General features: G+C 57.3%; 24 protein-coding genes. 7 read left to right on the forward strand and 17 right to left on the reverse strand.

Annotated features, from left to right (window positions below; translation table 11 throughout):
* Window positions 1–4: 4 nt before the first annotated feature.
* Together ACHZCJ_RS01565 and ACHZCJ_RS01570 are read right to left on the reverse strand one after the other, a co-directional pair.
* Window positions 5–1,597, reverse strand: a complete 1,593-nt coding sequence (locus tag ACHZCJ_RS01565; protein ID WP_159643375.1) for an isocitrate lyase — start codon at window positions 1,595–1,597, stop codon at window positions 5–7.
* Window positions 1,598–1,875: 278 nt separating this feature from the next.
* Entirely contained in the window at window positions 1,876–2,757 is an 882-nt protein-coding gene (locus ACHZCJ_RS01570; protein ID WP_321323311.1) for a DUF4238 domain-containing protein, read from the reverse strand.
* 280 nt (window positions 2,758–3,037) lie between these two features.
* Here ACHZCJ_RS01570 and ACHZCJ_RS01575 point away from each other — a divergent pair, with 280 nt between their 5' ends.
* Window positions 3,038–3,817: a hypothetical protein gene (locus ACHZCJ_RS01575; RefSeq protein WP_321323314.1), complete on the forward strand. Its 780-nt coding sequence runs from the start codon at window positions 3,038–3,040 to the stop codon at window positions 3,815–3,817.
* 103 nt (window positions 3,818–3,920) lie between these two features.
* Here the strand turns inward: ACHZCJ_RS01575 and ACHZCJ_RS01580 are convergent, their stop codons facing one another.
* From ACHZCJ_RS01580 to ACHZCJ_RS01600, 5 genes are all read right to left on the reverse strand, one after another.
* Window positions 3,921–5,714, reverse strand: a complete 1,794-nt coding sequence (locus tag ACHZCJ_RS01580) for an SLC13 family permease (RefSeq protein WP_321323316.1) — start codon at window positions 5,712–5,714, stop codon at window positions 3,921–3,923.
* Window positions 5,715–5,960: 246 nt separating this feature from the next.
* The gene (locus ACHZCJ_RS01585; protein WP_159643363.1) at window positions 5,961–6,155 is read right to left on the reverse strand and encodes a hypothetical protein; all 195 of its coding nucleotides are present in this window, start codon (window positions 6,153–6,155) and stop codon (window positions 5,961–5,963) included.
* A gap of 27 nt (window positions 6,156–6,182) precedes the next feature.
* A complete protein-coding gene (locus ACHZCJ_RS01590; protein WP_321323319.1) occupies window positions 6,183–6,620 on the reverse strand; it encodes a DoxX family protein in 438 nt (145 codons plus the stop codon).
* A complete protein-coding gene (locus ACHZCJ_RS01595; RefSeq protein ID WP_159643361.1) occupies window positions 6,620–7,045 on the reverse strand; it encodes an ion channel in 426 nt (141 codons plus the stop codon). Before ACHZCJ_RS01595 ends, ACHZCJ_RS01590 begins: the two co-directional genes overlap by 1 nt.
* A 4-nt stretch (window positions 7,046–7,049) precedes the next feature.
* On the reverse strand, window positions 7,050–7,505 hold the full coding sequence (locus tag ACHZCJ_RS01600) for a hypothetical protein (RefSeq protein WP_321323322.1): 456 nt from the start codon (window positions 7,503–7,505) through the stop codon (window positions 7,050–7,052).
* Window positions 7,506–7,929: 424 nt separating this feature from the next.
* Here ACHZCJ_RS01600 and ACHZCJ_RS01605 point away from each other — a divergent pair, with 424 nt between their 5' ends.
* Complete coding sequence (locus tag ACHZCJ_RS01605; protein ID WP_089132154.1) at window positions 7,930–8,136, forward strand: cold-shock protein; 207 nt, start codon at window positions 7,930–7,932, stop codon at window positions 8,134–8,136.
* Window positions 8,137–8,213: 77 nt separating this feature from the next.
* On the opposite strand, the gene ACHZCJ_RS01610 is transcribed toward ACHZCJ_RS01605, so the two are convergent.
* Complete coding sequence (locus ACHZCJ_RS01610; RefSeq protein WP_321323325.1) at window positions 8,214–9,362, reverse strand: cupin domain-containing protein; 1,149 nt, start codon at window positions 9,360–9,362, stop codon at window positions 8,214–8,216.
* A 130-nt stretch (window positions 9,363–9,492) separates the two neighbouring features.
* Here ACHZCJ_RS01610 and ACHZCJ_RS01615 point away from each other — a divergent pair, with 130 nt between their 5' ends.
* Together ACHZCJ_RS01615 and ACHZCJ_RS01620 are read left to right on the forward strand one after the other, a co-directional pair.
* On the forward strand, window positions 9,493–10,038 hold the full coding sequence (locus ACHZCJ_RS01615; RefSeq protein ID WP_321323327.1) for a pseudouridine synthase: 546 nt from the start codon (window positions 9,493–9,495) through the stop codon (window positions 10,036–10,038).
* Between the two features lie 58 nt (window positions 10,039–10,096).
* Window positions 10,097–11,062 (forward strand): alpha/beta hydrolase, encoded by a 966-nt coding sequence (locus ACHZCJ_RS01620; protein ID WP_321323329.1) that lies wholly within the window; start codon window positions 10,097–10,099, stop codon window positions 11,060–11,062.
* 24 nt (window positions 11,063–11,086) lie between these two features.
* On the opposite strand, the gene ung is transcribed toward ACHZCJ_RS01620, so the two are convergent.
* Window positions 11,087–11,791 (reverse strand): uracil-DNA glycosylase, encoded by a 705-nt coding sequence (gene ung, locus ACHZCJ_RS01625; RefSeq protein WP_321323332.1) that lies wholly within the window; start codon window positions 11,789–11,791, stop codon window positions 11,087–11,089.
* Window positions 11,792–11,924: 133 nt separating this feature from the next.
* On the opposite strand from ung, the gene ACHZCJ_RS01630 reads away from it, so the two are divergent.
* Together ACHZCJ_RS01630 and ACHZCJ_RS01635 are read left to right on the forward strand one after the other, a co-directional pair.
* Window positions 11,925–13,058 (forward strand): beta-ketoacyl-ACP synthase III, encoded by a 1,134-nt coding sequence (locus ACHZCJ_RS01630; RefSeq protein WP_321323334.1) that lies wholly within the window; start codon window positions 11,925–11,927, stop codon window positions 13,056–13,058.
* Between the two features lie 15 nt (window positions 13,059–13,073).
* Window positions 13,074–13,478, forward strand: a complete 405-nt coding sequence (locus tag ACHZCJ_RS01635) for a GFA family protein (protein WP_159643349.1) — start codon at window positions 13,074–13,076, stop codon at window positions 13,476–13,478.
* Between the two features lie 154 nt (window positions 13,479–13,632).
* Here ACHZCJ_RS01635 and ACHZCJ_RS01640 read toward each other — a convergent pair whose 3' ends face one another.
* The 6 genes from ACHZCJ_RS01640 to typA form a co-directional block, all read right to left on the reverse strand.
* Window positions 13,633–14,034 carry a VOC family protein gene (locus ACHZCJ_RS01640; protein WP_159643347.1) on the reverse strand — a complete coding sequence of 134 codons (402 nt, stop codon included), beginning with the start codon at window positions 14,032–14,034 and terminating at the stop codon, window positions 13,633–13,635.
* Window position 14,035: 1 nt separating this feature from the next.
* Window positions 14,036–14,812, reverse strand: a complete 777-nt coding sequence (locus ACHZCJ_RS01645; protein ID WP_321323337.1) for an enoyl-CoA hydratase — start codon at window positions 14,810–14,812, stop codon at window positions 14,036–14,038.
* Window positions 14,812–15,636 (reverse strand): SDR family NAD(P)-dependent oxidoreductase, encoded by an 825-nt coding sequence (locus ACHZCJ_RS01650; RefSeq protein WP_321323339.1) that lies wholly within the window; start codon window positions 15,634–15,636, stop codon window positions 14,812–14,814. Before ACHZCJ_RS01650 ends, ACHZCJ_RS01645 begins: the two co-directional genes overlap by 1 nt.
* Entirely contained in the window at window positions 15,633–16,025 is a 393-nt protein-coding gene (locus ACHZCJ_RS01655; protein ID WP_321323341.1) for a hypothetical protein, read from the reverse strand. The genes ACHZCJ_RS01650 and ACHZCJ_RS01655 overlap by 4 nt, the downstream gene beginning before the upstream one ends.
* A 15-nt stretch (window positions 16,026–16,040) precedes the next feature.
* The gene (locus ACHZCJ_RS01660; protein WP_321323343.1) at window positions 16,041–16,358 is read right to left on the reverse strand and encodes a DUF3297 family protein; all 318 of its coding nucleotides are present in this window, start codon (window positions 16,356–16,358) and stop codon (window positions 16,041–16,043) included.
* 158 nt (window positions 16,359–16,516) lie between these two features.
* On the reverse strand, window positions 16,517–18,337 hold the full coding sequence (typA, locus tag ACHZCJ_RS01665; protein WP_159643337.1) for a translational GTPase TypA: 1,821 nt from the start codon (window positions 18,335–18,337) through the stop codon (window positions 16,517–16,519).
* Between the two features lie 140 nt (window positions 18,338–18,477).
* On the opposite strand from typA, the gene ACHZCJ_RS01670 reads away from it, so the two are divergent.
* Entirely contained in the window at window positions 18,478–19,443 is a 966-nt protein-coding gene (locus ACHZCJ_RS01670; RefSeq protein ID WP_321323346.1) for a bile acid:sodium symporter family protein, read from the forward strand.
* Between the two features lie 88 nt (window positions 19,444–19,531).
* Here the strand turns inward: ACHZCJ_RS01670 and ACHZCJ_RS01675 are convergent, their stop codons facing one another.
* Window positions 19,532–22,039: an FtsX-like permease family protein gene (locus tag ACHZCJ_RS01675; RefSeq protein ID WP_321323349.1), complete on the reverse strand. Its 2,508-nt coding sequence runs from the start codon at window positions 22,037–22,039 to the stop codon at window positions 19,532–19,534.
* Entirely contained in the window at window positions 22,036–22,761 is a 726-nt protein-coding gene (locus tag ACHZCJ_RS01680; protein WP_321323351.1) for an ATP-binding cassette domain-containing protein, read from the reverse strand. The genes ACHZCJ_RS01675 and ACHZCJ_RS01680 overlap by 4 nt, the downstream gene beginning before the upstream one ends.
* Window positions 22,762–22,773 lie beyond the last annotated feature (12 nt).

The following is a 22,773-nucleotide window of genomic DNA, read 5'->3' on the forward strand; positions in this document are numbered from 1 at the left end:
TGAATTATCCGAACTGGTTCATTGTGTTTTGCGCACCGCCAGCTTTCAGAGCGGCTTCACCGGCGAAATATTCCTTGTGGTCATCGCCAATGTCGCTGCCGGACATGTTCTGGTGCTTCACACAAGCGATGCCTTCGCGGATTTCCTTGCGCTGGACGCCGAGAACGTAGCCCAGCATGCCGGCGTCGCCGAAATATTCCTTGGCCAGATTGTCGGTCGACAGGGCTGCGGTGTGATAGGTCGGCAGGGTGATCAGGTGATGGAAGATACCCGCGCGTTTCGAACCATCGGCCTGGAAGGTGCGGATGCGCTTGTCAGCCGCTTCGCCCAGTTCGGTGTCATCATATTTCGCGTCCATCAGATCGTCGCGATTATATTCGGACACGTCGAGACCTTCTGCGGCCATCGCGTCATAAACCTGCTGACGGAAGTTCAGCGTCCAGTTGAACGAAGGCGAGTTGTTGTAGACCAGCTTCGCGTTCGGAACGACTTCGCGGACCCGGTCCATCATGCCGGCAATCTGCTCGACATGAGGCTTTTCGGTTTCGATCCAGAGCAGGTCGGCGCCATTTTGCAGCGAGGTGATGCTGTCGAGAACGCAGCGGTCCTCGCCGGTGCCGGGACGGAACTGGAACAGGTTGGAAGGGAGGCGCTTCGGACGGAGCATCTTGCCATCGCGGTTGATGATGACATCGCCGTTCTTCGCGGTGGCCGGGTCAATTTCCTCGCAATCGAGGAAGCTGTTATACTGGTCGCCGAGATCGCCTGGTTCATTGGAAACCGCAATCTGCTTCGTCAGGCCAGCACCCAGAGAGTCAGTGCGAGTGACGATGATGCCATCGGTGACGCCCAGTTCGAGGAAGGCATAGCGGCAGGCGCGGATTTTCGCGAGAAAGTCCTCGTGCGGCACGGTAACCTTGCCATCCTGATGGCCGCACTGCTTTTCGTCGGAAACCTGGTTTTCGATCTGCAGGGCGCAGGCACCCGCTTCGATCATCTTCTTGGCGAGCAGGTAGGTTGCCTCGGCATTACCGAAACCGGCGTCGATATCTGCGATGATCGGAACGACATGGGTCTGGAAATTCTCGACCTTGTCCATGGCCGCTTTCTCGGCCGCTGCATCGCCGGCTTCGCGCGCCGCATCAATATCGCGGAACAACAGGTTCAGCTCACGGGAGTCGGCCTGACGCAAGAAGGTGTAAAGCTCTTCGATCAGTGCAGGGACCGAGGTCTTTTCGTGCATCGACTGGTCGGGCAGGGGACCGAATTCGCTGCGCAGTGCGGCAACCATCCAGCCGGACAGATAGAGATAGCGGCGTTTGGTATCGCCGAAATGCTTCTTGATCGAAATCATCTTCTGCTGCGCGATAAATCCGTGCCAGCAACCCAGCGACTGGGTGTATTTGGAGCTGTCGGCGTCATAAGCGGCCATATCCTCGCGCATGATAGCGGCGGTATATTTGGCGATGTCGAGGCCGGTCTTGAACCGGTTCTGCAACTGCATGCGGGCAACGGACTCGGCGTCGATGCCGCTCCATGTACCATTCTGGCTGTTGATCAGGCTGTCGGCGTTGTTCTTGAGATCTTGATAGGACATGTTGCTCTTCCTTCACTGGGGAGGGGTTGAAATAAGATAGGCTGTCAAAAGATTTTCAGCTTCTGGAAGAGTGTTTGGCGGAGTTTCGGGGTTATAGCGAGTGCTATTTGTCAATTTTCGTGTGTGATTGTCGGGGCAGACGGCATATTTAGTGTTAATATGTAAATAAATTTACAGTGGCTCTGCTCTTCTATCGAGTCTGGCTGGCTAACCGTTAAGCACCCCAGTGTCTTCGTTCACGAACCCGACAGCTGCCGCTCTCTGGGCGTAACTGCGGTTCATGGGACGATCCAGCGTATCAGACCATCATCGCCGGCGCCGTCAGGGGCTGTAAAAGGGTTAAACCTTTCCTCAATGAAGGCTCGCTCTACATCGTCAGCCGCAATTATCACTTGTTGGGCTTGGCGAATGATCGCATCATTCAAGCCATTGACTAAAACATCATGCTCTTGGGTCGAAAATGCGAGCGCGACATTCTCTTCGCGAGCGAAGATTATCAGACGGTCCGGCGCGTAAGGCAGCATGATGAACGCGCCTTGATTTCGAGTGCCCTGCGACAACATGATCGGGATGTCCGAGGTCACAAGTCGACGCATCGAATGCACCGGAACTCGAAATACCTTCATGCCGACCAACTCTGGTAGGACCGTGTCGGATGAAATTAGGTCGACAAGCAAGTCGTTGACGTGATCGCGTATCATGTTCTGATCGCGAGTGCGCGAGGGGTCGAACCCAGTCACATCCAGCATGCGCTTCGTCAATTCTTTCCGGAGGTAGTCCATGCGACGAGGACTTCGGTGCAAGAGCGAGATCACAAACTGCACCAAGCCCACGTGGTCAATCGCTGAACCGGGCTCCATATTCTCGAGTTTCACTAGAGCCTTGGCGGCGCGGTCATCAATAAGCTGGAAATAGCTGTGTTCGAGCCGTGTCCGTTCATGGTCGCTGTCACCTGTGGTGTAGGAATAGAGGTGCGACTCATACCCTACGGCGGCTGGCGACACCTTTTTTTGATGAATGCGAGCACTCTCGATCGGTCGAACGTAGCGATAAAGCTTTCCGGCGCGCGTCCACCTGCGAAGATAAAACTCTGGAAGATAGTGGTGATCGACAGGAATGCTCACAGGAGGGAGATAACGCGCCCGCGCCTCAAGCGCCACCGAATTGGCCAACTTTTGTAGGGCGCTACGTCAACTCTTCGCATTTGATCTCGATGGCTGAAATGGAGAAGTCAGCGAAATTGTCGTTTCTCGAAAAATTGAATCGGAAGTTGACTGTCCGCTAGACCTATTTTTCAGATAATAGCTGCCTTTGCACAATCGGCCCAACTCCCGCCAGAAAGATCAAGACCGCAAATAGTAAGCCCCAAAGCTCGTCACGAATAATTCCCAAACGCACAAACTCTTTCCTACAACCAACCAAATAGGTTAGGCTCTGCCCATGACAGAGAAGCCCAGCCCCCAAACCACACCCACTACCACCACTCCCGACGCATCCCAGCTGGACGCCCCCCAACTGGACGCCCACGGTCACGACCCCGCCGCCTATGACTGGGTGCCGGTGCTCCGAAAGCGCCGCAAGGATGGCTGGACTCCGGAAAGGCAACGCGCCTTTATCGGCGCGCTGGCGGATTGCGGGGTGGTGGCGGAGGCGGCGCGCAGTGTCGGGATGTCGGACCGGGCCGCCTATACGCTGCGCCGCGCACCTGGGGCGGAGGGGTTTGCGGCGGCCTGGGACGCGGCGCTGGCAGCGGCGTCGCGGCGGTTGATCAATATTGCCTTCGACCGGGCGATCAACGGGGTGGATGATGTGGTGCTCGATAAAGAGGGGCGGCATCTTTACACCAAGCGTAAATATAACGACCGGTTGCTTATGTTCCTGATCCGTGCCCATGCGCCGGAACGCTATCGGCACGGCAACCGCGATGGCCTTACCGCCGGAGAGGGGGCGCCGACCGTCCCCGCGCAACCGCCAGTGGCCGAGGCGCTGAAGCTCCTTGGTCCCGAACCGCCGGCCGCACCGGAAAAATTGCTCTCGTCCGAAGCGCTCGACGACGCGCTGGAGATTGCCGATATCATGGACGGCGAACTGCCCCATTGGCAGCGTCAGGACGGGACTGGCGAAGAAGATGCGGCGATCCGTGACCATCAGTTAACAAGGCTTACCGCAAGTAAGCTTCAAGTCTCTGATAGGAATGATGAAACTGGCGACAGGGATTGAATGCATCGATTGCGGGAAACAGTGTTCTTGGCCTGAACTTTGACGAACTTTGGACCTGCGCTCGACAAGCTTTTTCCGCCGGATTTTCCGGGTGCCTGTCTTGTTACAATGGCCAGATGAGCGGGATGACTGTGATCGAGGTGACCGCGATGACCAGTGTCAACGGCAGGCCGTAGCGGGCAAAATCGAGGAAACGATAGCCGCCGGCGCTGTAGACGAGCGTATTGGTCTGATAGCCGATCGGAGTGAGAAAGCTGGCACTGGCGGCGAACATCACAGCGACAACGAAGGGGCGGGGATCGACGCCCAGGGAAATGGCGAGCTGGATAGCAATTGGGGTAACAACGACGGCGACCGCATTATTGGTGACCAGTTCGGTCAACAGCAAGCTGAGCAGGTAGATGGCCGCCAGCGCGTAGACTGGCGGGAATCCGGAAAGCCAGGGCGTTGCCGCTTGGACCAGCATCTCGACCAGGCCGGCGTTTTCAAGGGCCGTGCCGATCGCCAGCATGGCGACAATCAGGCCGATGATCCGCCAGTCGACCGAAGCAAATGCTTCGTCCGGTTCGATACAGCGGGTGACCAGCACAGCGGCCATGCCAAGCACTGCCAGGCCGGCAATCGGCATGATGTCGAGCGCGGCGGCAAATACCACTGCAAGAATGACGGCGATGGCGATCGGCGCCTTGTGACGACGATATCCGCGTGTTTTGGGTTCGCTGACATTCATCAGATTTTCGCCCTGGACCAACCGGCGAATATTTGTCTTCGCACCCTCCAGCAAGAGAGTGTCGCCGACCTGCAATTTGGTGCTGTCATATTGTTCGGGTAGCTTGCTGCCTCTGCGATGCATGGCGATGGGCTGGACTCCATAGCGTTGCGACAGGGCTGCCTCCTTCAGCGTCTGGCCGATCAGATGTGCGCCGGGGAGCATTAATATTTCTGCCATCATCGACCGGTGCGAGGACATCGGTACGAAACGGTACGGGTCATCGCTATTGATCAGTGGCAATTTACCGCGTTCACGAATGGTCATCACGTCTGTTTCGTGGGTGTTCAGCACCAGAACATCGCCTTGCCGGAGCGTATATTCCGAAAGCGCTGTCCGGACCGGCGCATCGTTGCGGATGACGTCGACCAGTCGCCGTTCGCCGCTGCGGAAGAGATCGATATCGCTCGCAATCTGGCCCAGATAGGGTGACGTTACCCCGATGAAGATCGACATGGTATAGCGTTTGCTTTCGTTCTCATCCAGCAGAGAGGACATCGTATCTCGATCCGGCAGAAACCGCCGGGTCAATGCGAGATAGGTGACGCCAACGATGGCGATGATGATTCCTGCTGGTGCGATCTCGAAGATCGAAAAACCGGTCATGCCGTTTTTCTGGGCGACACCATCGACCAGAATGTTGGTCGAGGTGCCGATCAGGGTGCAGGTGCCGCCCAGAATGGCGGCGAAAGATATCGGCATCAATATTTTGGAGGGACGATCGCCGAGTTCTTTCGCCAGGGTTATTCCGATCGGAATCATCATCATGACCAGCGGTGTATTGTTGGTAAAACCTGACAAGATGGCAATTGCGACCAGGAGCAATCCGGTCGCAAGCATTGGGGACGCTTTGGCAAGACCAGTCACCCTGAGCGCAAAAGCCTCCAGCGTTCCGGTCCTGACCAGTGCTCCGGAAATGATGAACATCGCGGCGATGGTCAGCGGGGCAGGGTTGCTCATCGCCACCAATATGTCGTCGGTCGAGATCAGGCCGAGCACGAGCAGAAGGCCGGCTGCTCCGATGGCGGTGACCTCCGGGGGGCGGATTTCGGTCGCAAAGGCGATCAACAGCAGAAACAGGATCAAGGCGACGAGGGCAGGAGAGTGAGGCGCCAAAACAGCAAGCATCAACAGGTCCGATCAAAGGAGCGCGCGGGAAAATAAAAGACTTAATAAAAGCCTCTATGACAGGGTGCTAGCCAGAAAGAGCAGAACCGCACAAAATATTGTTTCGATAGCTGAAGTTCTGGTTCATTAGCGACCGCTTCAGCCAGCCGATGTTCCTTTGTTTTATCGACTGGTTTTCGCAGAGCTCGAAGGAGGGAACACTGGCGGCCCCGTTCCTGTTATTGCTGAATGTTTATACGGAGCGAGCTAGCTCAGTGCCGGAATGATCCACGCCATGGACATCACAATGACCGCAAGCAGCAGCGATGCGGCGAGCACGATTCTGACATTGTGTGGCGCCCGCGGTTTGTTGCCCGCCTCGCGCTCGGTCACTTCGATCTGATCGCCATGCTTTTCCATCATCTGCTCCTTTGCCGTTGTCAAAATAGCGAAAAGCATCATATCATAAATACCTGCCAAGGGGCAGGTTTACGAATTTTGTCGTCGAAAAGGCCAGTCGGTGACTCCGCCTGCAATCAGAGCCCACCAGATAATGACAGGCTGAAAGGCCAGACGGGGTGCATGATAGAGCCAGCTCGCTGTTTGGCCGCTGATGGGGATATTGTTGATTGCGTGGTTGATATTGGCAGGAAAGACGAAGAGCGCGTAAAGCGCGAGGCCAATGCCGGCAGCATAGCGAAGCCTGGGTATCGTGCCGGGCGGAATTAGCAGGCCGATTGCCCCGGCAATCTCGGCAACGCCGGTCAACAGAATGACCTGTTCTGCAAATGGCACCCAGTCCGGCGTTATCGCCAGAAATCCGCCCGGAGAGCGAATGTGGGCTATTCCTGCAACGAGATAGATAAGCGCAAGCAGCCCTCGGAAAAACCGTCTGGCGAGACTTTCCTTGTGTTGGGCGCGTTGCACTAGCGACGTCCCATACGGGCAACAACAGTGACAAAAAATGCGGTTGACCAGCCCAGCAGGATAAAGCCGTTCAACCCTTCAATCGCGGCAATCATCTGCCATTTTGTGTCAAGGGCATCGCTATTGTAGCCGGTGGTGGAATAGGTGATTGTGGAAAAATAGACCGCCTGTTCAAACGTCGCTATGGCATCGACAAGCCGGTAGACGATTGCATAGGCCCAGATTTCTATGCCGTGGAGTACGAACAGGCCGAATACCAAGGCAAGCGTCACGACAATTCCGTGCGGCGACATCGGGTGGATATGCTCCGCCGACTCTTCGCGCGCTTCAATCCGCAGAAAACGACCAAGGCCGAATATACCCATACCATGGATGAGAACGGTCAGGAGAACCATGAAACCACCGACGGCTAGTTCTGCCAACATCGGTTCATCCGCCCCAGGGCGGGGGAGGAACGGCGACGGGTCTGGACAGGTCGAACTCGACGCGGAAATATCGTCCGTCTGCAGATTGCGGCCGCCGCAATTCGTAGGCGAACCGGGCATCACCCTGGCCGGGTTCGCTGACCTCGACGGCCCAGATGTTGGTGACCGACTGTTCCAGACCATTGGCGTTGAAGGATGTGATTGATTCTGCGTCTACCGGGAATTCCTGACGGTCCGCAGATCCTTGACCGGTGGTGTCGCCACCATAGTTGGTGACGCTGTCGAGACTGCCATCCTCATGCCGGTGCCGGTGCTTGAGCCGGAGGCCGTCATTGGTGCGCGAGATGAACCATGTCCGCGACCGGTTCCACCTGTCAGGCCCTTCTGCAATGTGGAAGGGAATCTGGATCTCGTTCAGGTCGCAGGATGCCGCGTGCATGATCATTGGTTTGCCCGCCATATCGGCGTCTGCATCCTGATCCGACACCAAAGTTCCCGCATAGGCTTTGCCGCAGAGGAGGCTTAGTCGCTCGAAAAACTGGTCTTGCGGGGACGGTTCCGGCACCGGAGGAGGCGATGAATCGCACGCAACAAGCGGGATACAGAAGAAAAGCGCTGCCGAACCAGTCAATATAGATTTTTTCATCGGCGCTATTGCTACACAATTTCGGTGACCCGTGAAACCTTGGAAATTGATATGTTTGCTTATTGAGGAATTGGTTGCTATAGAGCGAATAGCTAATAAATCGCGTTACGACGAAATCTAGGTCTCGCTACCCCTAAGGTTGCATACTCTTTTTCCCATTTCTCGAAGTTGGCCAATCCCGTTCGGTTCTGCATTTTGCAAAATCGGACATAATTAAGTTATGAATAGGAATAAGACTATGCCTACAGGCACCGTAAAATTTTTCAACACCGACAAGGGCTATGGTTTCATTGCTCCTGAAGATGGTGGCGATGACAGCTTCGTACACATTACCGCAGTTCAGGCTGCCGGAATGCAGACGCTCGAAAAAGAACAGCGTTTGACCTATGATGTCGAAACCGGAAATAACGGCAAGAAAGCCGCTGTGAACTTGCAGCAGGCTTAAGCCCAATACCGAATTTTGAAAAAGGGCGGTAGTGCTTGGCACTGCCGCCCTTTTTTTATCCTGATTCCGATACCATATTATCCCCAGTCGAAGGACAGGCTGCCCCGATTATAGAGCTTGGCGAGCAATTTTATCGCAGCGTCGGATGTTCTCCACTCAGGATCTATGACAAATTTGTCTTGTGCGCACAGTATTTCCGCGAACGATGCGGCTTCATCCTCGCACGGGAAGCACTCCCCGTCGACGAACAGCAACAGGCTGCGATCGTCTTCCCGAACAAAGGAAAATCGGCTGGCGGGATTGCGGAATAGCATTTGATCGCTTTTTAGCAGGTGCCGCAGATGCTCTGTCTCAATCGGTTGCTCGGGAGACCAATTGGTTTCCGGATACCTCGGCGTGCTGCTATATTCGCCGAACCAGCGCGCGAATTCCGCGCGATCCGCCAGTTTCTCCATGATCATGGCATGCAGCCGGTCGAGGGCCATGGCGGGTATCTCGCCGGGATTGTCCTGTAATGTCATGTCGGGATCGCGATAGCGGTCATCATCACCCAGTCCTGGAAGCAGGTCGTCGCACCAATGGCCGATCAGTTCCTTGCGCGACGGTGAACGGAAGCCGATGCTATAGGTCATGCAGTCCGTCCCGACCGCAATGCCATTATGGGCGATGCCAGGCGGGATATAGAGCATGTCGCCGGGGTTTAGAACCCATTCTTCCACGGCTTCGAAATTGGCCAGAAGCAGTAAATCCTCGTGCTGGCGCAAAGCGGTTTGATCGTCGCACATGCCGCCAATCTGCCACCGGCGCTGGCCGAGTCCCTGGACCAGGAACACATCATAATGGTCGAAATGCGGTCCGACCCCGCCGCCATCGCTGGCATAGCTGACCATCACATCATCGATCCGCCAATTGGGGATGAAACGGAATGGTGCGATCAGGGCGGCAACGTCCGGGACATGGTGGTCAACCGCCTGAACGAGCAAGGTCCATGGCGTCCTGCCCAGTTCACCAAAGCGCGCCTCCGGCAGGGGGCCATGTTCGGCGTTCCAGTCGTCGCTCGACTGGGTGATCAGGCGCGATTCCACATGATCCTCGCACGCAAGACCGGCCAGTTCATCCGGAGTCAGCGGATTGTGCCAAGAGCGCCAGGGATTTCTGATCAGGAGCGGACGTTTCTGCCAGTAATCGCGCAGGAAAGCGGCGGTATCGAAATTGTTCAATTGCATGGGCATGCGCTACACAATTTCGAGCCGGACCGGTAGTGATACCGGTCATCCACATCAGGCAGGCACATTACTTTATCGGCGCTGCTGATGTTCCGTTGCCCATTCCGCTCGCCACTGCCAAAGGAAGAGCATGGCAAAATTGATCCTTTTCAACAAACCCTTCGGTGTATTGCCGCAATTCACCGATCGCGGCAGCGCAACCAAACGTCCGACGCTGTCGAATTTCATCGATGTACCCGGCGTCTATCCGGCCGGCCGGCTGGATCGGGATAGCGAAGGGCTGATGATCCTCACCGACGATGGCAAACTGCAGGCGCGGATATCGGACCCCAAATACAAGTTGCCGAAAACCTATCTTGTCCAGGTTGAGGGAGAGGCCGCGGAAGAGAGCCTCGACAAAGTGCGGAACGGTGTCGAATTGAAGGACGGTCTGACCAGACCGGCCGTTGTGGAACGCATCTCCGATCCCGATCTTTGGCCGAGAGACCCGCCGATCCGTGTGCGCAAGAATGTGCCCGATTGCTGGCTCAAACTCACCATAAGCGAAGGCCGGAACCGGCAAGTGCGCCGGATGACGGCTGCTGTCGGCCATCCCACGCTGCGGCTGGTGCGGTGGAGAATCGGAGATTGGACGCTAGAGGGATTGCAGCCCGGCGAATGGCGGGCCGGCGAATAGGCCATTTGCGCCTGCCCGCTTTTTCGATAGAACAGCCTATCGGGAGAGGGCCAAAATAATGAAAAAGATGATCCGCATCATTCTGCTGTTGCTGGTCGTGCTGGGGGTGGCCTTCTTGGTTCTCCGGACGCCGGATACCGACCGCACCGAGATGATCGCCAAATATGGCAATGAAGCCTCGCGTTTTGTTGAAGATGGCAAAGGCGCAAAAATCCACTATCGCGATGAAGGAAACAAGGATGGCCCCGCGCTGCTGCTGATCCACGGGTCTAACAGCCTGCTCCACACATGGGAGCCGATGGTGGCTCTGCTGGGCGACAAATATCGCCTCATTTCGCTGGATCTGTACGGCCATGGCCTGACCGGCCCTCATCCGACCGGTGCCTATGATGCCGACACCAACATTGCGGCGGCGGTCCGGGTGCTTGATACTGTCGGTGTCGACAAGGCCTATTGGGTAGGCAACAGCATGGGTGGCTGGCTGACCTGGCGTGCCGGTCTGTCGGTGCCGGAGCGTATCTCGGGTCTGGTTCTGATTGACGCTTCAGGCGCGCAGGTCGCAGAAAAGGTCAAACCCTATCTCGGTGCGAGACTGGCCCGGTCATCCATCGGGCAAATCTTGCTGCCGGAAATTACGCCGCGCTTTCTGGTCAAATCCTCGCTTGCAGAAAATTTTGCCCGGCCCGAGCGGCTGACGGAAGAACAGGTAGACCGCTATTGGGAATTGCTTCGCTTTCCCGGCAATCGCAAAGCGGCAGTGGATCGGGGCAAGACTCCGCGCCAGCCGGAAAAATGGGACGAGATCGGTACTCTGGAAATGCCGGTGTTGCTACTCTGGGGGGAACAGGACCGGGTCATTCCCGTGTCTCATGCCCGCGCATTTGAAGCCGCTATCCCGGACAGCAAGCTGATTACCTATGCCGACGCCGGCCATCTGCCTATGGAAGAAACGCCGGAGCAGGTGGCAAGGGATATTGATGTCTGGATACAGAGTCTGGACGGAGCGGCGGTTGAACCGGAATAAAATCCAAATCGTGTCGTAGCTGGGCTAGACGCCGACGTCGGGCAGGCTCCAGTCAATCGGTGCTATGCCGTTTTGTTCCAGAAACGCGTTGGTTTTGCTGAAATGCTTGCAGCCGAAGAAACCGTTATAGGCGGATAGCGGCGAGGGGTGGGGGGCTTTGAGTACGAGATGCCTGCCGCCCTGTTCAACGCTCTGAACGAAAGCGGCCTTTTTCTGGGCATAGCTTCCCCATAGCAGAAACACGACCGGTTCCGGCTTTGCCGCGATCAGACGGACGATGGCATCGGTAAATATCTCCCAACCCTTTCCGCGATGGGAAGCGGCCTTGGCCATTTCGACCGTGAGGACGCTGTTGAGCAGCAGCACGCCCTGCTCGGCCCAATGTTCGAGAAAACCATGGGCTGGACGGGGCAGGCCGAGATCGCTTTCCAGCTCCTTGTAGATATTGACCAGCGATGGCGGCGGGCGAACACCCGGTTGGACGCTGAAGCACAGGCCGTGGGCCTGTCCCGGACCATGGTAGGGATCCTGGCCCAATATCACGACCCGGACCTTGTCGAGCGGGGTGAGGTCAAGGGCGCGAAAATATTCCTCGCCTTTCGGGTAAATCTGTTTGCCGGCCGCTTTTTCCTCCAGCAAAAATTCCCTTAAACCGGCCATATATTCACTGGCGAATTCTTTGGCGAGCGGCTCTTTCCAGCTATCGTTCAATTGGACACGGTCGTTCATATCCGGTTGATAGCAAGCCCGAATTGATAGGCAAGGCATGATCGACCCGGCTTGCCAGTTTCGTCCGGGGAGATTACCGTCGCCTTTCAGACGCCACCAGAAGGCGCGAGCGCAAAAGGAACAAGTTCTTCCCATGACCGACAGCAATATTCCCGTCATTTCCGCAACCGGCCTGTTCACGCCGGAGAACAGCATAAGCAACGAGGAGCTGGTGGCCAGTTTCAACGCCTATGTTGATCTGACAAACCGTGAAAATGCCAACGCTATCGCAGCAGGGGATGCGGAAGAACTGCAGCACAGCTCGGTTGAATTCATCGAGAAGGCGTCGGGGATCAAATCGCGTTTTGTGCTGTCCAAGGACCCTATTCTTGATCCCGAAGTCATGTGCCCCCGCTTGCCGGAGAGACCCGACAGCGAAATATCCATCTTGGCCGAAATAGGTGTCAAAGCCGCGCTGCAGGCGCTGCAACGGGCAGGGCGCAAACCGGAGGATGTCGATGCGGTGCTATGCGCATGTTCGAACCTTCAGCGCGCCTACCCGGCGATTGCTGTCGAAATTCAGGATGCTCTCGGCATGGAGGACGGTTTCGGTTTCGATATGAATGTCGCCTGTTCCTCCGCGACCTTCGGCATCCAGACCGCAGCAGACTATATCCGCTCGGGCAGCGCCCGATCGGTGCTGGTGATCAATCCGGAGATTTGCTCCGGTCATCTCAACTGGCGCGATCGGGACAGCCATTTCATCTTTGGTGACGTGGCCACGGCGATCCTTGTCGAAGCCAAGGATATTGCGCCGGCCCAGCATTGGGAAATCGTCGGAACGAAGCTCAAGACCCAGTTTTCCAACAATATCCGCAATAATTTCGGGTTTCTCAACCGTACCCATCCGGAAACCCGCGACAACAAGGATAAGCTGTTCGTTCAGGAGGGGCGAAAGGTTTTCAAGGAAGTGGTGCCCATGGTCGCCAATATGATCAATGAACAGACGGAACGGCTCGGTATCGAGGCCGGAGCATTGCGCCGTCTCTGGCTGCATCAGGCCAATGCCGGGATGAACCGGCTGATTGCCCAGCGGGTACTTGGCCATGAAGCCAATGGTGATGAAAGTCCGACGGTTCTCGACACCTATGCGAACACGTCATCCGCAGGTTCTATCATCGCATTCCACAAACATAGCGATGATCTGGCCGACGGGGATATGGGGCTGATCTGTTCTTTCGGAGCAGGCTATTCGGCCGGCACGGTTTTCGTGCGCAAGGTTGCGTGATCAGGGAGAATTGAGATGACAATGACAGGCCAGTGCCTATGCGGTGCGGTGAGCTACACAATCGAGGGCGATCTGCAGATGTGCGGCGTATGTCATTGTAAGAACTGCCAGCGACAGGCAGGCAGTTCCTATTCGGTTCTCTTCGCCGTTGCGGACGAGCAGATCGTGATCGAAGGTGTTCTCACGACCTATGATGATCAGGCCGACAGCGGTAATGTGGTCCATCGCCATTTCTGCGGCACCTGCGGGTCGCCGGTGAAGACGTCGCTACCGAACCAGCCGGGTATTACTTTCATCAAGGCAGGAACGCTGGACGATAGCAGCGTTCTTGATCCGCAAGTGCATTTCTGGACCAGCAGCAAGCAAGCCTGGGTCGAGATTGACCCGAAAATTCCCCAGATCGAAGGAAATCCTGGCTGATCAGAGACAGCATGCCTGGTGTTGAAATTTTATCAGGCTCTGGCGAGGACGGATTTATCGGCGGTTTGCAACCGGACAACGGCGAAAATGCTGCGGTCCAAAATCTCTGTTCCGGCACAAACTGCTTTTTCCGCCGAGCGGCGATTGGTGCATATCATTCGCCGTGGAAATTCAGCTCGAGCAGCACACCATTGGGTTCGCAAAAGAACAACTGTTTGAGCTGAATGGAGGGAATGTCGTTGAGACGATAGTCAATTCCGCGGGCTTCCAATCGTTTGGTGAACCCCAGATGATCGCTACAGTCCAGCGCGACATGGTGAATCGCACCGGTGCTAGGGCCGGCCTGCGTGTCTCGTTGATAGGCCTGCGTCATCTCTCTGGAATTGATATGAAAAATAGCGCGGCCGCTGTCGTCATATAGCCATTGTACCAGTTCTGGCGGTAACGGTGCCGGACCGTCCCGTACATCAAGGTCAAACATGTCGACGAAGAAGCGGGCAGTCCCGGCGAGATCATCGGTAATGATGTTGATATGGTCCAGCGCGTTGAGTTTCATATCAGGTCGTCAGCTTGCGGCCCCGTTCGATGACAGCCTGCCGGCGCTGTTCGACATCTTCCGCTGACACATTCCCGTTCCACGCATCAGTCGTCTCTTTTTCCAATGCCAGCGCGTCTCTGAAATTGCGGTCATAGCCGTCGAAGATCAGCTTCTTGTAGGCTTTGAGAAATTGGGGATCGATGCTCGCCATATCCGCTGCAAGGGCGCGCGCTTTGGGCATCAGTTCTTCTGGCGCGTGGACATTGTTGACCAGACCCCAGTTACACGCCGTCTGGGCATCGAGAAACTGGCCTGTAAAGCTCAGTTCGCAGGCTCGGGAAAGGCCTATGAAACGCGACAGTTTTTGCGACAATCCCCAGCCGGGTATGATCCCGACACGCGCGTGGGTGTCGGCAAAGCGGGCATTGGTCGAGGCGATACGGATATCGCAGGAGAGGGCCAGTTCAAAGCCGCCAGTGATCGCGACACCGTTGATCGCGCCGATGACAGGAACGTTCAGTGATTCCAGCGCCCGACAGGGATTGCGCGCCGGATTCTGGTCGGTGGCCGCGCCAAGGCCCTGTTCTCCCAGTTCCTTGAGATCAAGACCGGCGGTGAAGGCACGCTCACCCGCACCGGTGACGATAACAGCACGAATATCTTCATCCCGGGCAATATCCTGGCAAGCGTCGAACAATTCTGTCCGCAATGCATGGGACAGGGCGTTCATCGCCTCCGGGCGGTTGAGCGTGATGGTTGCAATTCCGTCGGCCTTTTCCAGCAATATCAGGGCCATCAGTCGCTCTCTCCCGCTTCATATTTTTCCGCTATCTGTGCGCCCAGCGCTGCCGTCATGGCAAAACATTGCTCCGGATCGCTCTGCCGCAACAGTGCAATTTGCTGTTCCATTCCTTCGGCGATCAGCAGTTCCGGGACATTATTGGCTACAGCCTCCAGGATCTGCCGCGCGCATTCGTCCGGTTCCATGCCATTGTCGATCGCCGCATCGGATTTTCCGCGGCGTTCGCCTTCATTGGTCAGCGCGTTGCGCGAGACGTTGGTACGGATCGAACCCGGCAGGATATTGGTGACATGGATATTGTGCAGCTTTTCCGTTTCGGCGCGCAGGGCATCCATATAGCCGATCAGCCCGTGTTTGGCGGCGCAATAGGCGGTGCGGAGCGGCACACCGACACGACCCGCCACAGAACTGATCCCGACTATATGGCCGCCACCCGCGGCAATCATGTGCGGCAACAAAAGCTGGGACAGCCAGATCGGCGCGAGCAGATCGACATTGATGATCTTGTGATGCACGTCGGGATGGGTGTCGAGCGCCAGGCTCCGCTGGCTGATGCCGGCATTGTTGACCAGGATGTCGACCTTGTCCCTCCAGCCGCGGGCTTTCTCGACCTTTGCGGGCAGGGTGTCATAGTCGGTGGTTTCGAAGGGCAGGATGAGAGTATCGGTCTTGATACCGGCAGCGACTTGTTCCAGCGCATCGGTGCGGCGGCCCGATAAAATGATATGCGCGCCCTGATCGGCAAAGGCCTTGGCCAGCGCCTCGCCAATCCCGGAGGATGCTCCGGTGATCCAGACGATTTTCCCGTCAAATGTCATAAGTCCGCTCCTGTTTCTGCCGCTTTGGATTTTTTCCAGCCGACATAGCATAATGCCAGCATGATCACATTGCCCACAGCGTCAAGCAGCCCCATGCTGGTGAACACAGGATCGTGGAAGGTGAAATAATAGTTGAAACCGAAAAACGGCACCAGCGCGATTCCGTAAACCAGAAAGGTCAGCGACGAAAAGCGGGAAAAAGCGGCGAACAGGCCCGACAGCAGCGCTTGCGCGCCAAAACAGGCGACAACGAACGGCAAGATACGCCCGTCTTCGCGATATTCGGGCAGCAATGTTGTATCGATCACATGCTGCGGGAAAAAGGCGGCCCAGCCGCCCCGAATGAAGAACACCAGCGCAATGAAAAACTGAATGCGCCTCGGTGTCATGTCGCGTTCCGTCAGCTACGCGCTTTTGGCTGTCTTCGGGGCATCTTCGCCCAGGTCTTCAAACCAGGCTTCCACTTCGCCGTTCAGCTTGATCAGCAAGGGATTGCCCTTCCGGTCCATGGTCTTGCCGGCCTGTACCTTTACCCAGCCTTCGGAAACACAATATTCTTCGATATTATGTTTGCGTGTCCCGCGGAAGTTGATCCCGATACCGCGCGATAGCAGTTCGCCGCCGTAATGCGGGCTACGCGGATTGATCGCCAGCCGGTCTGGCGGGATATCCGGTCCGGAAACTGCGCTATCGGCCTGATCGGGCTTTTGGTCTTCGGTCATGATTAAATCTCGTAATTTTAAGTCGGGAGCGCTTTGCCATAACTGTCGCGAAAATCAAACAGATGTTGTCTGATGCGTGAAGCGAAGAAAAATGCCGGCCGAAGACATGACCGGCAATTGCGGTCATTCCCGACTGGATTTCCGATTGATGGGGACGTTTACGCCGCAGCCGCTGCCTGACGAGATGCTTTCTTGCGCTCGTTAGGGTCCAGATAGCGCTTCCGCAGCCGGATATTCTTCGGCGTCACCTCAACCAATTCGTCATTGTCGATATAGGCGATCGCCTGTTCCAGCGTCATCACCGTTGGCGGGGTGAGGCGGACAGCATCATCCTTGCCGGTCGAACGGAAGTTGGTCAGCTGTTTCGATTTCATCGGATTGACGTCGAGATCGCCCGGCTTCGCATTTTCGCCAATCACCATGCCCTCATAGACGGCGGTCTGGCCACCGATGAACAATATGCCGCGTTCTTCCAGCGCATTGAGCGCATAAGGCACTGCGTTTCCGGTGCCGTTGGAAACGAGTACGCCGACCGGACGGCCTTCGATGACGCCCTTGTAGGGGCCGTATTTTTCGAACAGGCGGTTCATGATACCGGTGCCGCGCGTGTCGGACAGAAATTCTCCGTGATAGCCGATCAGACCGCGCGATGGCGCCGAAAAGGTAAGGCGCGTCTTGCCGCCGCCGGACGGACGCTGCTCGGTCAGTTCCGCCTTGCGACGCTGCATTTTCGAGACGACCGTGCTGCTGTGCTCGTCATCAACATCGATGACAACTGTTTCATAAGGTTCCTGGCGTTCGCCATTCTCTTCACGATACAGCACGCGGGGACGGGAAATGCCCAGTTCAAAACCTTCGCGGCGCATGGTTTCGATCAGGACGCCGAGCTGCAATTCACCGCGGCCCGCGACTTCGAAGCTATCCTTGTCGGCGCTTTCGGTCACCTTGATTGCGACATTGGATTCCGCTTCGCGCAGAAGGCGATCGCGAATCACGCGGCTGGTGACCTTGTCACCTTCGCGACCGGCCATCGGGCTGTCATTGACCGAGAAATTCATCGACAGGGTCGGTGGATCGATCGGCTGCGCGGCGATCGGATCGGTAACCGACGGATCACAAATTGTGTTGGACACGGTTGCATCGGTCAGGCCGGCAAGCGAAATGATATCACCCGCCTTGGCGCTCTCCACCGGAACCCGCTCCAGCCCGTTAAAGGCCATGATCTTCGTGGCACGGCCGGTTTCGACTACCTTGCCGTTCATGTCGATTGCATGGATCGGCATGTTCAGATCGATCTTGCCGCTCTCGACCTTGCCGGTCAGGATACGGCCAACAAAATTGTCACGGTCGAGCAAGGTGACAAGAAATTTGAACTTGGCGTCGGGATCGACATCCGGCTCGGGAACATGTTCGATGATCTTGTCGAGCAATGGCGTGAGATTGCCTTCACGCACATCGGGCGTGTCACCGGCATAGCCGTTGCGGCCGCTGGCAAAAAGCGACGGGAAATCGAGCTGATCGTCATTGGCGTCGAGATTGACGAACAGGTCGAACACTTCGTCAAGGACTTCTTCCGGGCGACCGTCGGGACGGTCGATCTTGTTGACGACGACGATCGGTTTGAGACCGAGGGCAAGTGCCTTGCCGGTGACGAATTTGGTTTGCGGCATGGCGCCTTCGGCACTGTCCACAAGCAGAATCACGCCGTCGACCATCGACAATATGCGCTCCACTTCGCCGCCAAAGTCGGCGTGACCCGGGGTGTCGACAATATTGATACGCGTGCCTTTCCATTCGACACTGGTACATTTCGCGAGAATCGTGATGCCGCGTTCTTTTTCCAGATCGTTCGAATCCATCGCGCGTTCTTCGACACGCTCGTTTTCACGGAATGTGCCGGATTGGCGGAAAAGCTGGTCCACCAGCGTGGTTTTGCCGTGATCAACGTGCGCAATGATTGCAATATTGCGAAGAGACATATCTGATTCTACCGTAAGAGAGGATAGGGCGGCCATAGGCAAAGCCCCAATATTGCCGCGCCCTTAGCCTGTTTGGTGCTGCGCCGCAACATCAGAAAGCTTGCCAAATGCTGTTGAGCCATTCATTTGGCCCAATCACGATGCAAACCCTCCGCCTGATCCTGACCGATAAATTCATCTGGCTGCTCAGCGGAGCGGTGCTGCTGGCCACATTGATGCCCGTTCAGGGGCCGGCAAAGGAAATCGCCGGGATCGTGTTCAACGCCGGTATCTTTACGGTATTTCTGTTGCACGGAATCCGACTCGAACGTCACGAAGTAAGATCGGGTCTGCGCAATATCCGGTTGCAGGGTACGATTTTCATCTGGGTTTTTGGCGTGATGCTGGCCATTGGCCTGGCGCTTTCGAAACTGGTGGATCAGGTCCTGCCCGCCGATGTCGCGCTGGGCTTTCTGTTTCTGGGTGTCTTGCCGTCCACGGTGCAATCAGCGACAAGCTATTGCGCGATTGCAAAAGGCAATGTCGCCGCTTCGGTTGTGGCCAGTGCTTTCATAAATCTCGTCGGTGTTTTTCTGTCGCCGCTCCTGTTTGCCCTGCTGGCCAGTGCGGCAGGGGTCGAGATTACGTCAGATACGGTGATCAAGCTCGCTGCAATATTGGTGCTGCCATTCGGTCTGGGCCAGGCTTTTCAGAAATGGCTGCGCCCCTGGGTCATGCAGCACAAGGACCTGACGAGCTGGATCGACCGGGGCGCGATCGCGCTGGCGGTCTATGTCTCCTTTTCCGCCGCGATCATCGCGGGCATGTGGAGCCGCGTTAGCGGTGTTGAATTCGTCTGGCTGGCGGCGGCGCTGTTGCTATGGCTGGGACTGGCCTTTGGTGGTACATGGCTGCTGGGCGGAGTGATGGGATTTGCGCGGGGAGACCGGAAAACATTGCTATTTTCCGGCGCCCAGAAGAGCGTCGCCATTGGCGCTCCGCTGGCGGCGATCATCTTTGTTCCCGAGCGGGCCGGCCTCGTGATCCTCCCGCTGATTTTCTATCATCTCGCGCAATTGTTCCTGTCCGCGCCGGTTGCGGTGCGGCTGGCCGGGGACGAAGATTAACGAATCCTCGTCCGTTCGTCCTGAGCCCGTCGAAGGACCGCGCGTGGCGGTAGAGGCAGTTCGACGAGCTCAGTGTGAACGGGAAATTCTAAAGTTCTCTTAGGGCTCTGGCCGGTTTGGCCGACAATACCGGGATAGAACCCAGCAACCCAATCCCGAGAGTAGCCACCGCGCCGATGCCGAGCGTCAGCAGGACAATTGCCCAATCCGGCTGCCAGGTGAACTCGAAAATCTGGGTGATGACGAACCAGCCGGCAAACAGGCCGAGGACAAGCGCCACTGCAGATAATAGAAATGCCAGCAGCGCATATTCAATGGCCTGAACCGACAATATCTGCGCGCGGGTGGCACCGAGCAGTTTCAGGATCACGCTGTCATAGACCCGGGCCTGACGCGATGCGGCAATGGCACCGATCAGAACCGCTATACCGGAGAAGATCGCGATCGAGGCGGCAGCGGCAATCGCAGTCGCCATCTGGTCGAGTATATCGCCGATCTGGGAGGCGATTTCCTTGACCTTGACCATCGAAATAGAGGGAAATTCCTTGGGCAGGATGTTGAGCAGTCTATCTTCTTTGGCCGCGTCCATCTGAATGGTCGCCGCGACATTATGCGGGACATCGGCGAGCACGCTGGGCGGGAAGACCAGCACATAGTTGAAGCCGAAATTGCGCCAGTTGACCTTGCGGAACGAAGCAACCGTGGCCGGGATTTCCACGCCCAGAAGGCTGACCGTCAGGCTGTCGCCGATCTGCAGCCCCATTGCCGCACCTTGCTCTTCATCAACCGAGACCAGCGGCGGACCGTCATAGTCGGCAGGCCACCATTTTCCGTCGGCGATTTCGCTACCTTCGGGAATGGTGGCGCTATAGGTCAGGCCGCGATCACCACGAAGCACCCACGCACCTTCCGGCAAAGTTTTGAGTTCCGACACGCGCTGGCCACGAAATTCGGTAATCGATCCGCGCAAAGTCGGTACGATATTCACGTCGGCCGCTGTGGACGTCTCGGCGACCTTGGAACGGAACTCGTCCGCCCGTTCAACCGGGATGTCGAGCACGAAGAAGCTCGGCGCATCGCGCGGTACCGTCGACTGGATTTCGTTGGTCAGGCTGGTCTGGATAGCGGCCAATGTGGCGAACAGTGTCAGGCCCAGTCCCAAGGCCACAACCAGCTGGCCCGTCTGTGCCCCGGGACGATGAAGGCTGGTGAGCGCGAGCCGCATGAGCGGATGTTTCGGCCGCGGCGCCTTGCTCGCCAGCCAGCGGATCAGCGCCCCCAGTCCCGTCAACAGCAGCAAGATAGCGGCCGCCGCGCCGATGAAGGAGGCCGAGAACAGAGGCTCGTTGGCCGTGCCCAGGGCGAGCGCTATGATCGCTGCTATCGCAAGGCCAACACCGATCCAGCTTTGCCGGTCGATCTGGCGCCAGGATTTGCCTTCTCCCCGGATGATGCCCGCTGCGGGGATGGTCTTGGCCCGCGAAAGGGGCGGCAGGGCAAAGATGATCGCGATCAGCAGTCCGTAGAGCGCGCTGACCAGCAAGGGCAGCGGATAGACCGCAAATTCCGGCTTAATCGGCAGGACATCGCCGGCGATCTGGATGATGGCCAGCGGCGCCACGGCCCCGACCACGAGCCCCAGAGCAATGGCGCCCAGCGCCACCGCCATGATCTGGAACAGATAGATGCGGAAAATCATCGCGCTGTCGGCACCGAGTATCTTGAGAGTCGCAATCGCGCCCTGTTTGCCGCGCAGGTAGGAGGCGACACCATTGCCAACGCCTATTCCGGCTATGACCAGCGAAGCGAGACCAACCAGCGTCAGAAACTGACCCATGCGCTCGATAAAGCGCCGCGTGCTGGGTGCGCCATCGTCGCGCGTCTTGATCTCCCACGAAGCGTTGGGGAATTGGTCGGAAAGCCGGTCGCCGACTTCGCGCGGAACCGCTGTTTCAGGTAGCTTGAGCCGATATTTGCTTTCAAACAGGCTGCCGGGCTGGATCAATTGGGTGGCGCGCAGACCGTCCAGTGAAGTGATTGCAACCGGACCGAGGGAAAGACCCTCGCTGAGCCGGTCTGGCTCTTCGGCGATAATGCCCGAGACCGTGAATCGGGCCTCGCCAAAGTCTATCTGGTCTCCGCTTTTCAGTGCTAGCCGCTGCATCAGTGCAGGGGTGACATAGACGTCCTGAGGGCCGGGTGCTGAGACTCTCTGGCCAATCTCGAGCGTGAAATTGCCATAGAGCGGATAGGCGTCATCGACGCCCTTCAGTTCGACCAGTTGCGTGTCGCTGCCATCGGGCAGGCGGGCCATGGCCTGCATGCGCAGCGTTTCGGAGAGGGTTCCGGCCTGCTTGAGAGCAGCCAGTTCCTCGCTGGTCGCTTCGCGCTGGGCTACCGCAATCTCAAGATCGCCGCCCAAAATCGCCTGGCCGCGATTGGCCAGTTCTTCGGTGATCGCGTTGGTCAGGCTGCCGATGGCGGCCAGTGTGGCGACACCGAGGAACAGGCAGATGATCAGCAGCCGCAGCCCGACGAACCGCCCCCGCAGATCGCGGCGGGCAATGGTCCAGGCTTTGCCGAGTTCAGCGCTCACGCGGCGCTGTCCCGTTCGATCAGGCCGTCGCGCAATTCGATAATCCGGTCGCAGCGTTTGGCCAGTTCCGGATCGTGGGTGATGATCAGCAGCGTCGCCGCAGTGGCTTTCTGGCGATCAAAGAGCAAGGTGATGATTTTCTCGCCGGTCGCGCCGTCGAGATTGCCGGTGGGTTCGTCGGCGAAAATGATCGTCGGCCGCGACGCCATGGCGCGGGCGATCGCGACGCGCTGCTGTTCGCCGCCGGAAAGCTGGGTCGGATAATGGCCAAGCCGGTCACCGAGACCGACCGCCGTCAGTTCCTTGGCCGCAATGTCGAAAGGATCGGGTTGGCCGTCCAGTTCGAGTGGTACCGCGACATTTTCCAGTGCGGTCATCGTGGGAAGCAGGTGAAAGGCCTGCAATACGATGCCGACCCGGCCCCGCCGGGCAACCGCCAGTTGATCCTCGTTCATCGCGCCAAAATCAGCGCCCGCGATATTGACCTCGCCGCCGCTAGCCCGCTCTAGACCGGACAGGATAGCCATCAATGATGACTTTCCCGAACCGGAGGGGCCCAGCAAGGCCACCGTCTTTCCCTCTGTGATCGACAGATCGATGCCGCGCAAAATATCGACGCGGGCGTCGCCTTCCCCCAAAGACAGGGTGACATTCCGGGCGGCAATCGCGATATGGGGTTCAACGGTGGCGGCGTCGCTTGGTGCGGCGGTTTTCTGGATCATGGGGGTAAGGAT

Source organism: uncultured Parasphingorhabdus sp. (assembly GCF_963677535.2).
Lineage (GTDB): Bacteria > Pseudomonadota > Alphaproteobacteria > Sphingomonadales > Sphingomonadaceae > Parasphingorhabdus.

What these genes read in the sequence shown, in the direction of transcription:
- ACHZCJ_RS01565 (WP_159643375.1), bottom strand. Translation starts at nt 1,597, where the DNA reads ATGTCCTATCAAGATCTCAAGAACAACGCCGACAGCCTGATCAACAGC.
- ACHZCJ_RS01575 (WP_321323314.1), top strand. Translation starts at nt 3,038, where the DNA reads ATGACAGAGAAGCCCAGCCCCCAAACCACACCCACTACCACCACTCCC.
- ACHZCJ_RS01580 (WP_321323316.1), bottom strand. Translation starts at nt 5,714, where the DNA reads ATGCTTGCTGTTTTGGCGCCTCACTCTCCTGCCCTCGTCGCCTTGATC.
- ACHZCJ_RS01585 (WP_159643363.1), bottom strand. Translation starts at nt 6,155, where the DNA reads ATGATGCTTTTCGCTATTTTGACAACGGCAAAGGAGCAGATGATGGAA.
- ACHZCJ_RS01595 (WP_159643361.1), bottom strand. Translation starts at nt 7,045, where the DNA reads ATGTTGGCAGAACTAGCCGTCGGTGGTTTCATGGTTCTCCTGACCGTT.
- ACHZCJ_RS01600 (WP_321323322.1), bottom strand. Translation starts at nt 7,505, where the DNA reads ATGGCGGGCAAACCAATGATCATGCACGCGGCATCCTGCGACCTGAAC.
- ACHZCJ_RS01605 (WP_089132154.1), top strand. Translation starts at nt 7,930, where the DNA reads ATGCCTACAGGCACCGTAAAATTTTTCAACACCGACAAGGGCTATGGT.
- ACHZCJ_RS01610 (WP_321323325.1), bottom strand. Translation starts at nt 9,362, where the DNA reads ATGCAATTGAACAATTTCGATACCGCCGCTTTCCTGCGCGATTACTGG.
- ACHZCJ_RS01615 (WP_321323327.1), top strand. Translation starts at nt 9,493, where the DNA reads ATGGCAAAATTGATCCTTTTCAACAAACCCTTCGGTGTATTGCCGCAA.
- ACHZCJ_RS01620 (WP_321323329.1), top strand. Translation starts at nt 10,097, where the DNA reads ATGAAAAAGATGATCCGCATCATTCTGCTGTTGCTGGTCGTGCTGGGG.
- ung (WP_321323332.1), bottom strand. Translation starts at nt 11,791, where the DNA reads ATGAACGACCGTGTCCAATTGAACGATAGCTGGAAAGAGCCGCTCGCC.
- ACHZCJ_RS01630 (WP_321323334.1), top strand. Translation starts at nt 11,925, where the DNA reads ATGACCGACAGCAATATTCCCGTCATTTCCGCAACCGGCCTGTTCACG.
- ACHZCJ_RS01635 (WP_159643349.1), top strand. Translation starts at nt 13,074, where the DNA reads ATGACAATGACAGGCCAGTGCCTATGCGGTGCGGTGAGCTACACAATC.
- ACHZCJ_RS01640 (WP_159643347.1), bottom strand. Translation starts at nt 14,034, where the DNA reads ATGAAACTCAACGCGCTGGACCATATCAACATCATTACCGATGATCTC.
- ACHZCJ_RS01645 (WP_321323337.1), bottom strand. Translation starts at nt 14,812, where the DNA reads ATGGCCCTGATATTGCTGGAAAAGGCCGACGGAATTGCAACCATCACG.
- ACHZCJ_RS01650 (WP_321323339.1), bottom strand. Translation starts at nt 15,636, where the DNA reads ATGACATTTGACGGGAAAATCGTCTGGATCACCGGAGCATCCTCCGGG.
- ACHZCJ_RS01655 (WP_321323341.1), bottom strand. Translation starts at nt 16,025, where the DNA reads ATGACACCGAGGCGCATTCAGTTTTTCATTGCGCTGGTGTTCTTCATT.
- ACHZCJ_RS01660 (WP_321323343.1), bottom strand. Translation starts at nt 16,358, where the DNA reads ATGACCGAAGACCAAAAGCCCGATCAGGCCGATAGCGCAGTTTCCGGA.
- typA (WP_159643337.1), bottom strand. Translation starts at nt 18,337, where the DNA reads ATGTCTCTTCGCAATATTGCAATCATTGCGCACGTTGATCACGGCAAA.
- ACHZCJ_RS01670 (WP_321323346.1), top strand. Translation starts at nt 18,478, where the DNA reads ATGCAAACCCTCCGCCTGATCCTGACCGATAAATTCATCTGGCTGCTC.
- ACHZCJ_RS01680 (WP_321323351.1), bottom strand. Translation starts at nt 22,761, where the DNA reads ATGATCCAGAAAACCGCCGCACCAAGCGACGCCGCCACCGTTGAACCC.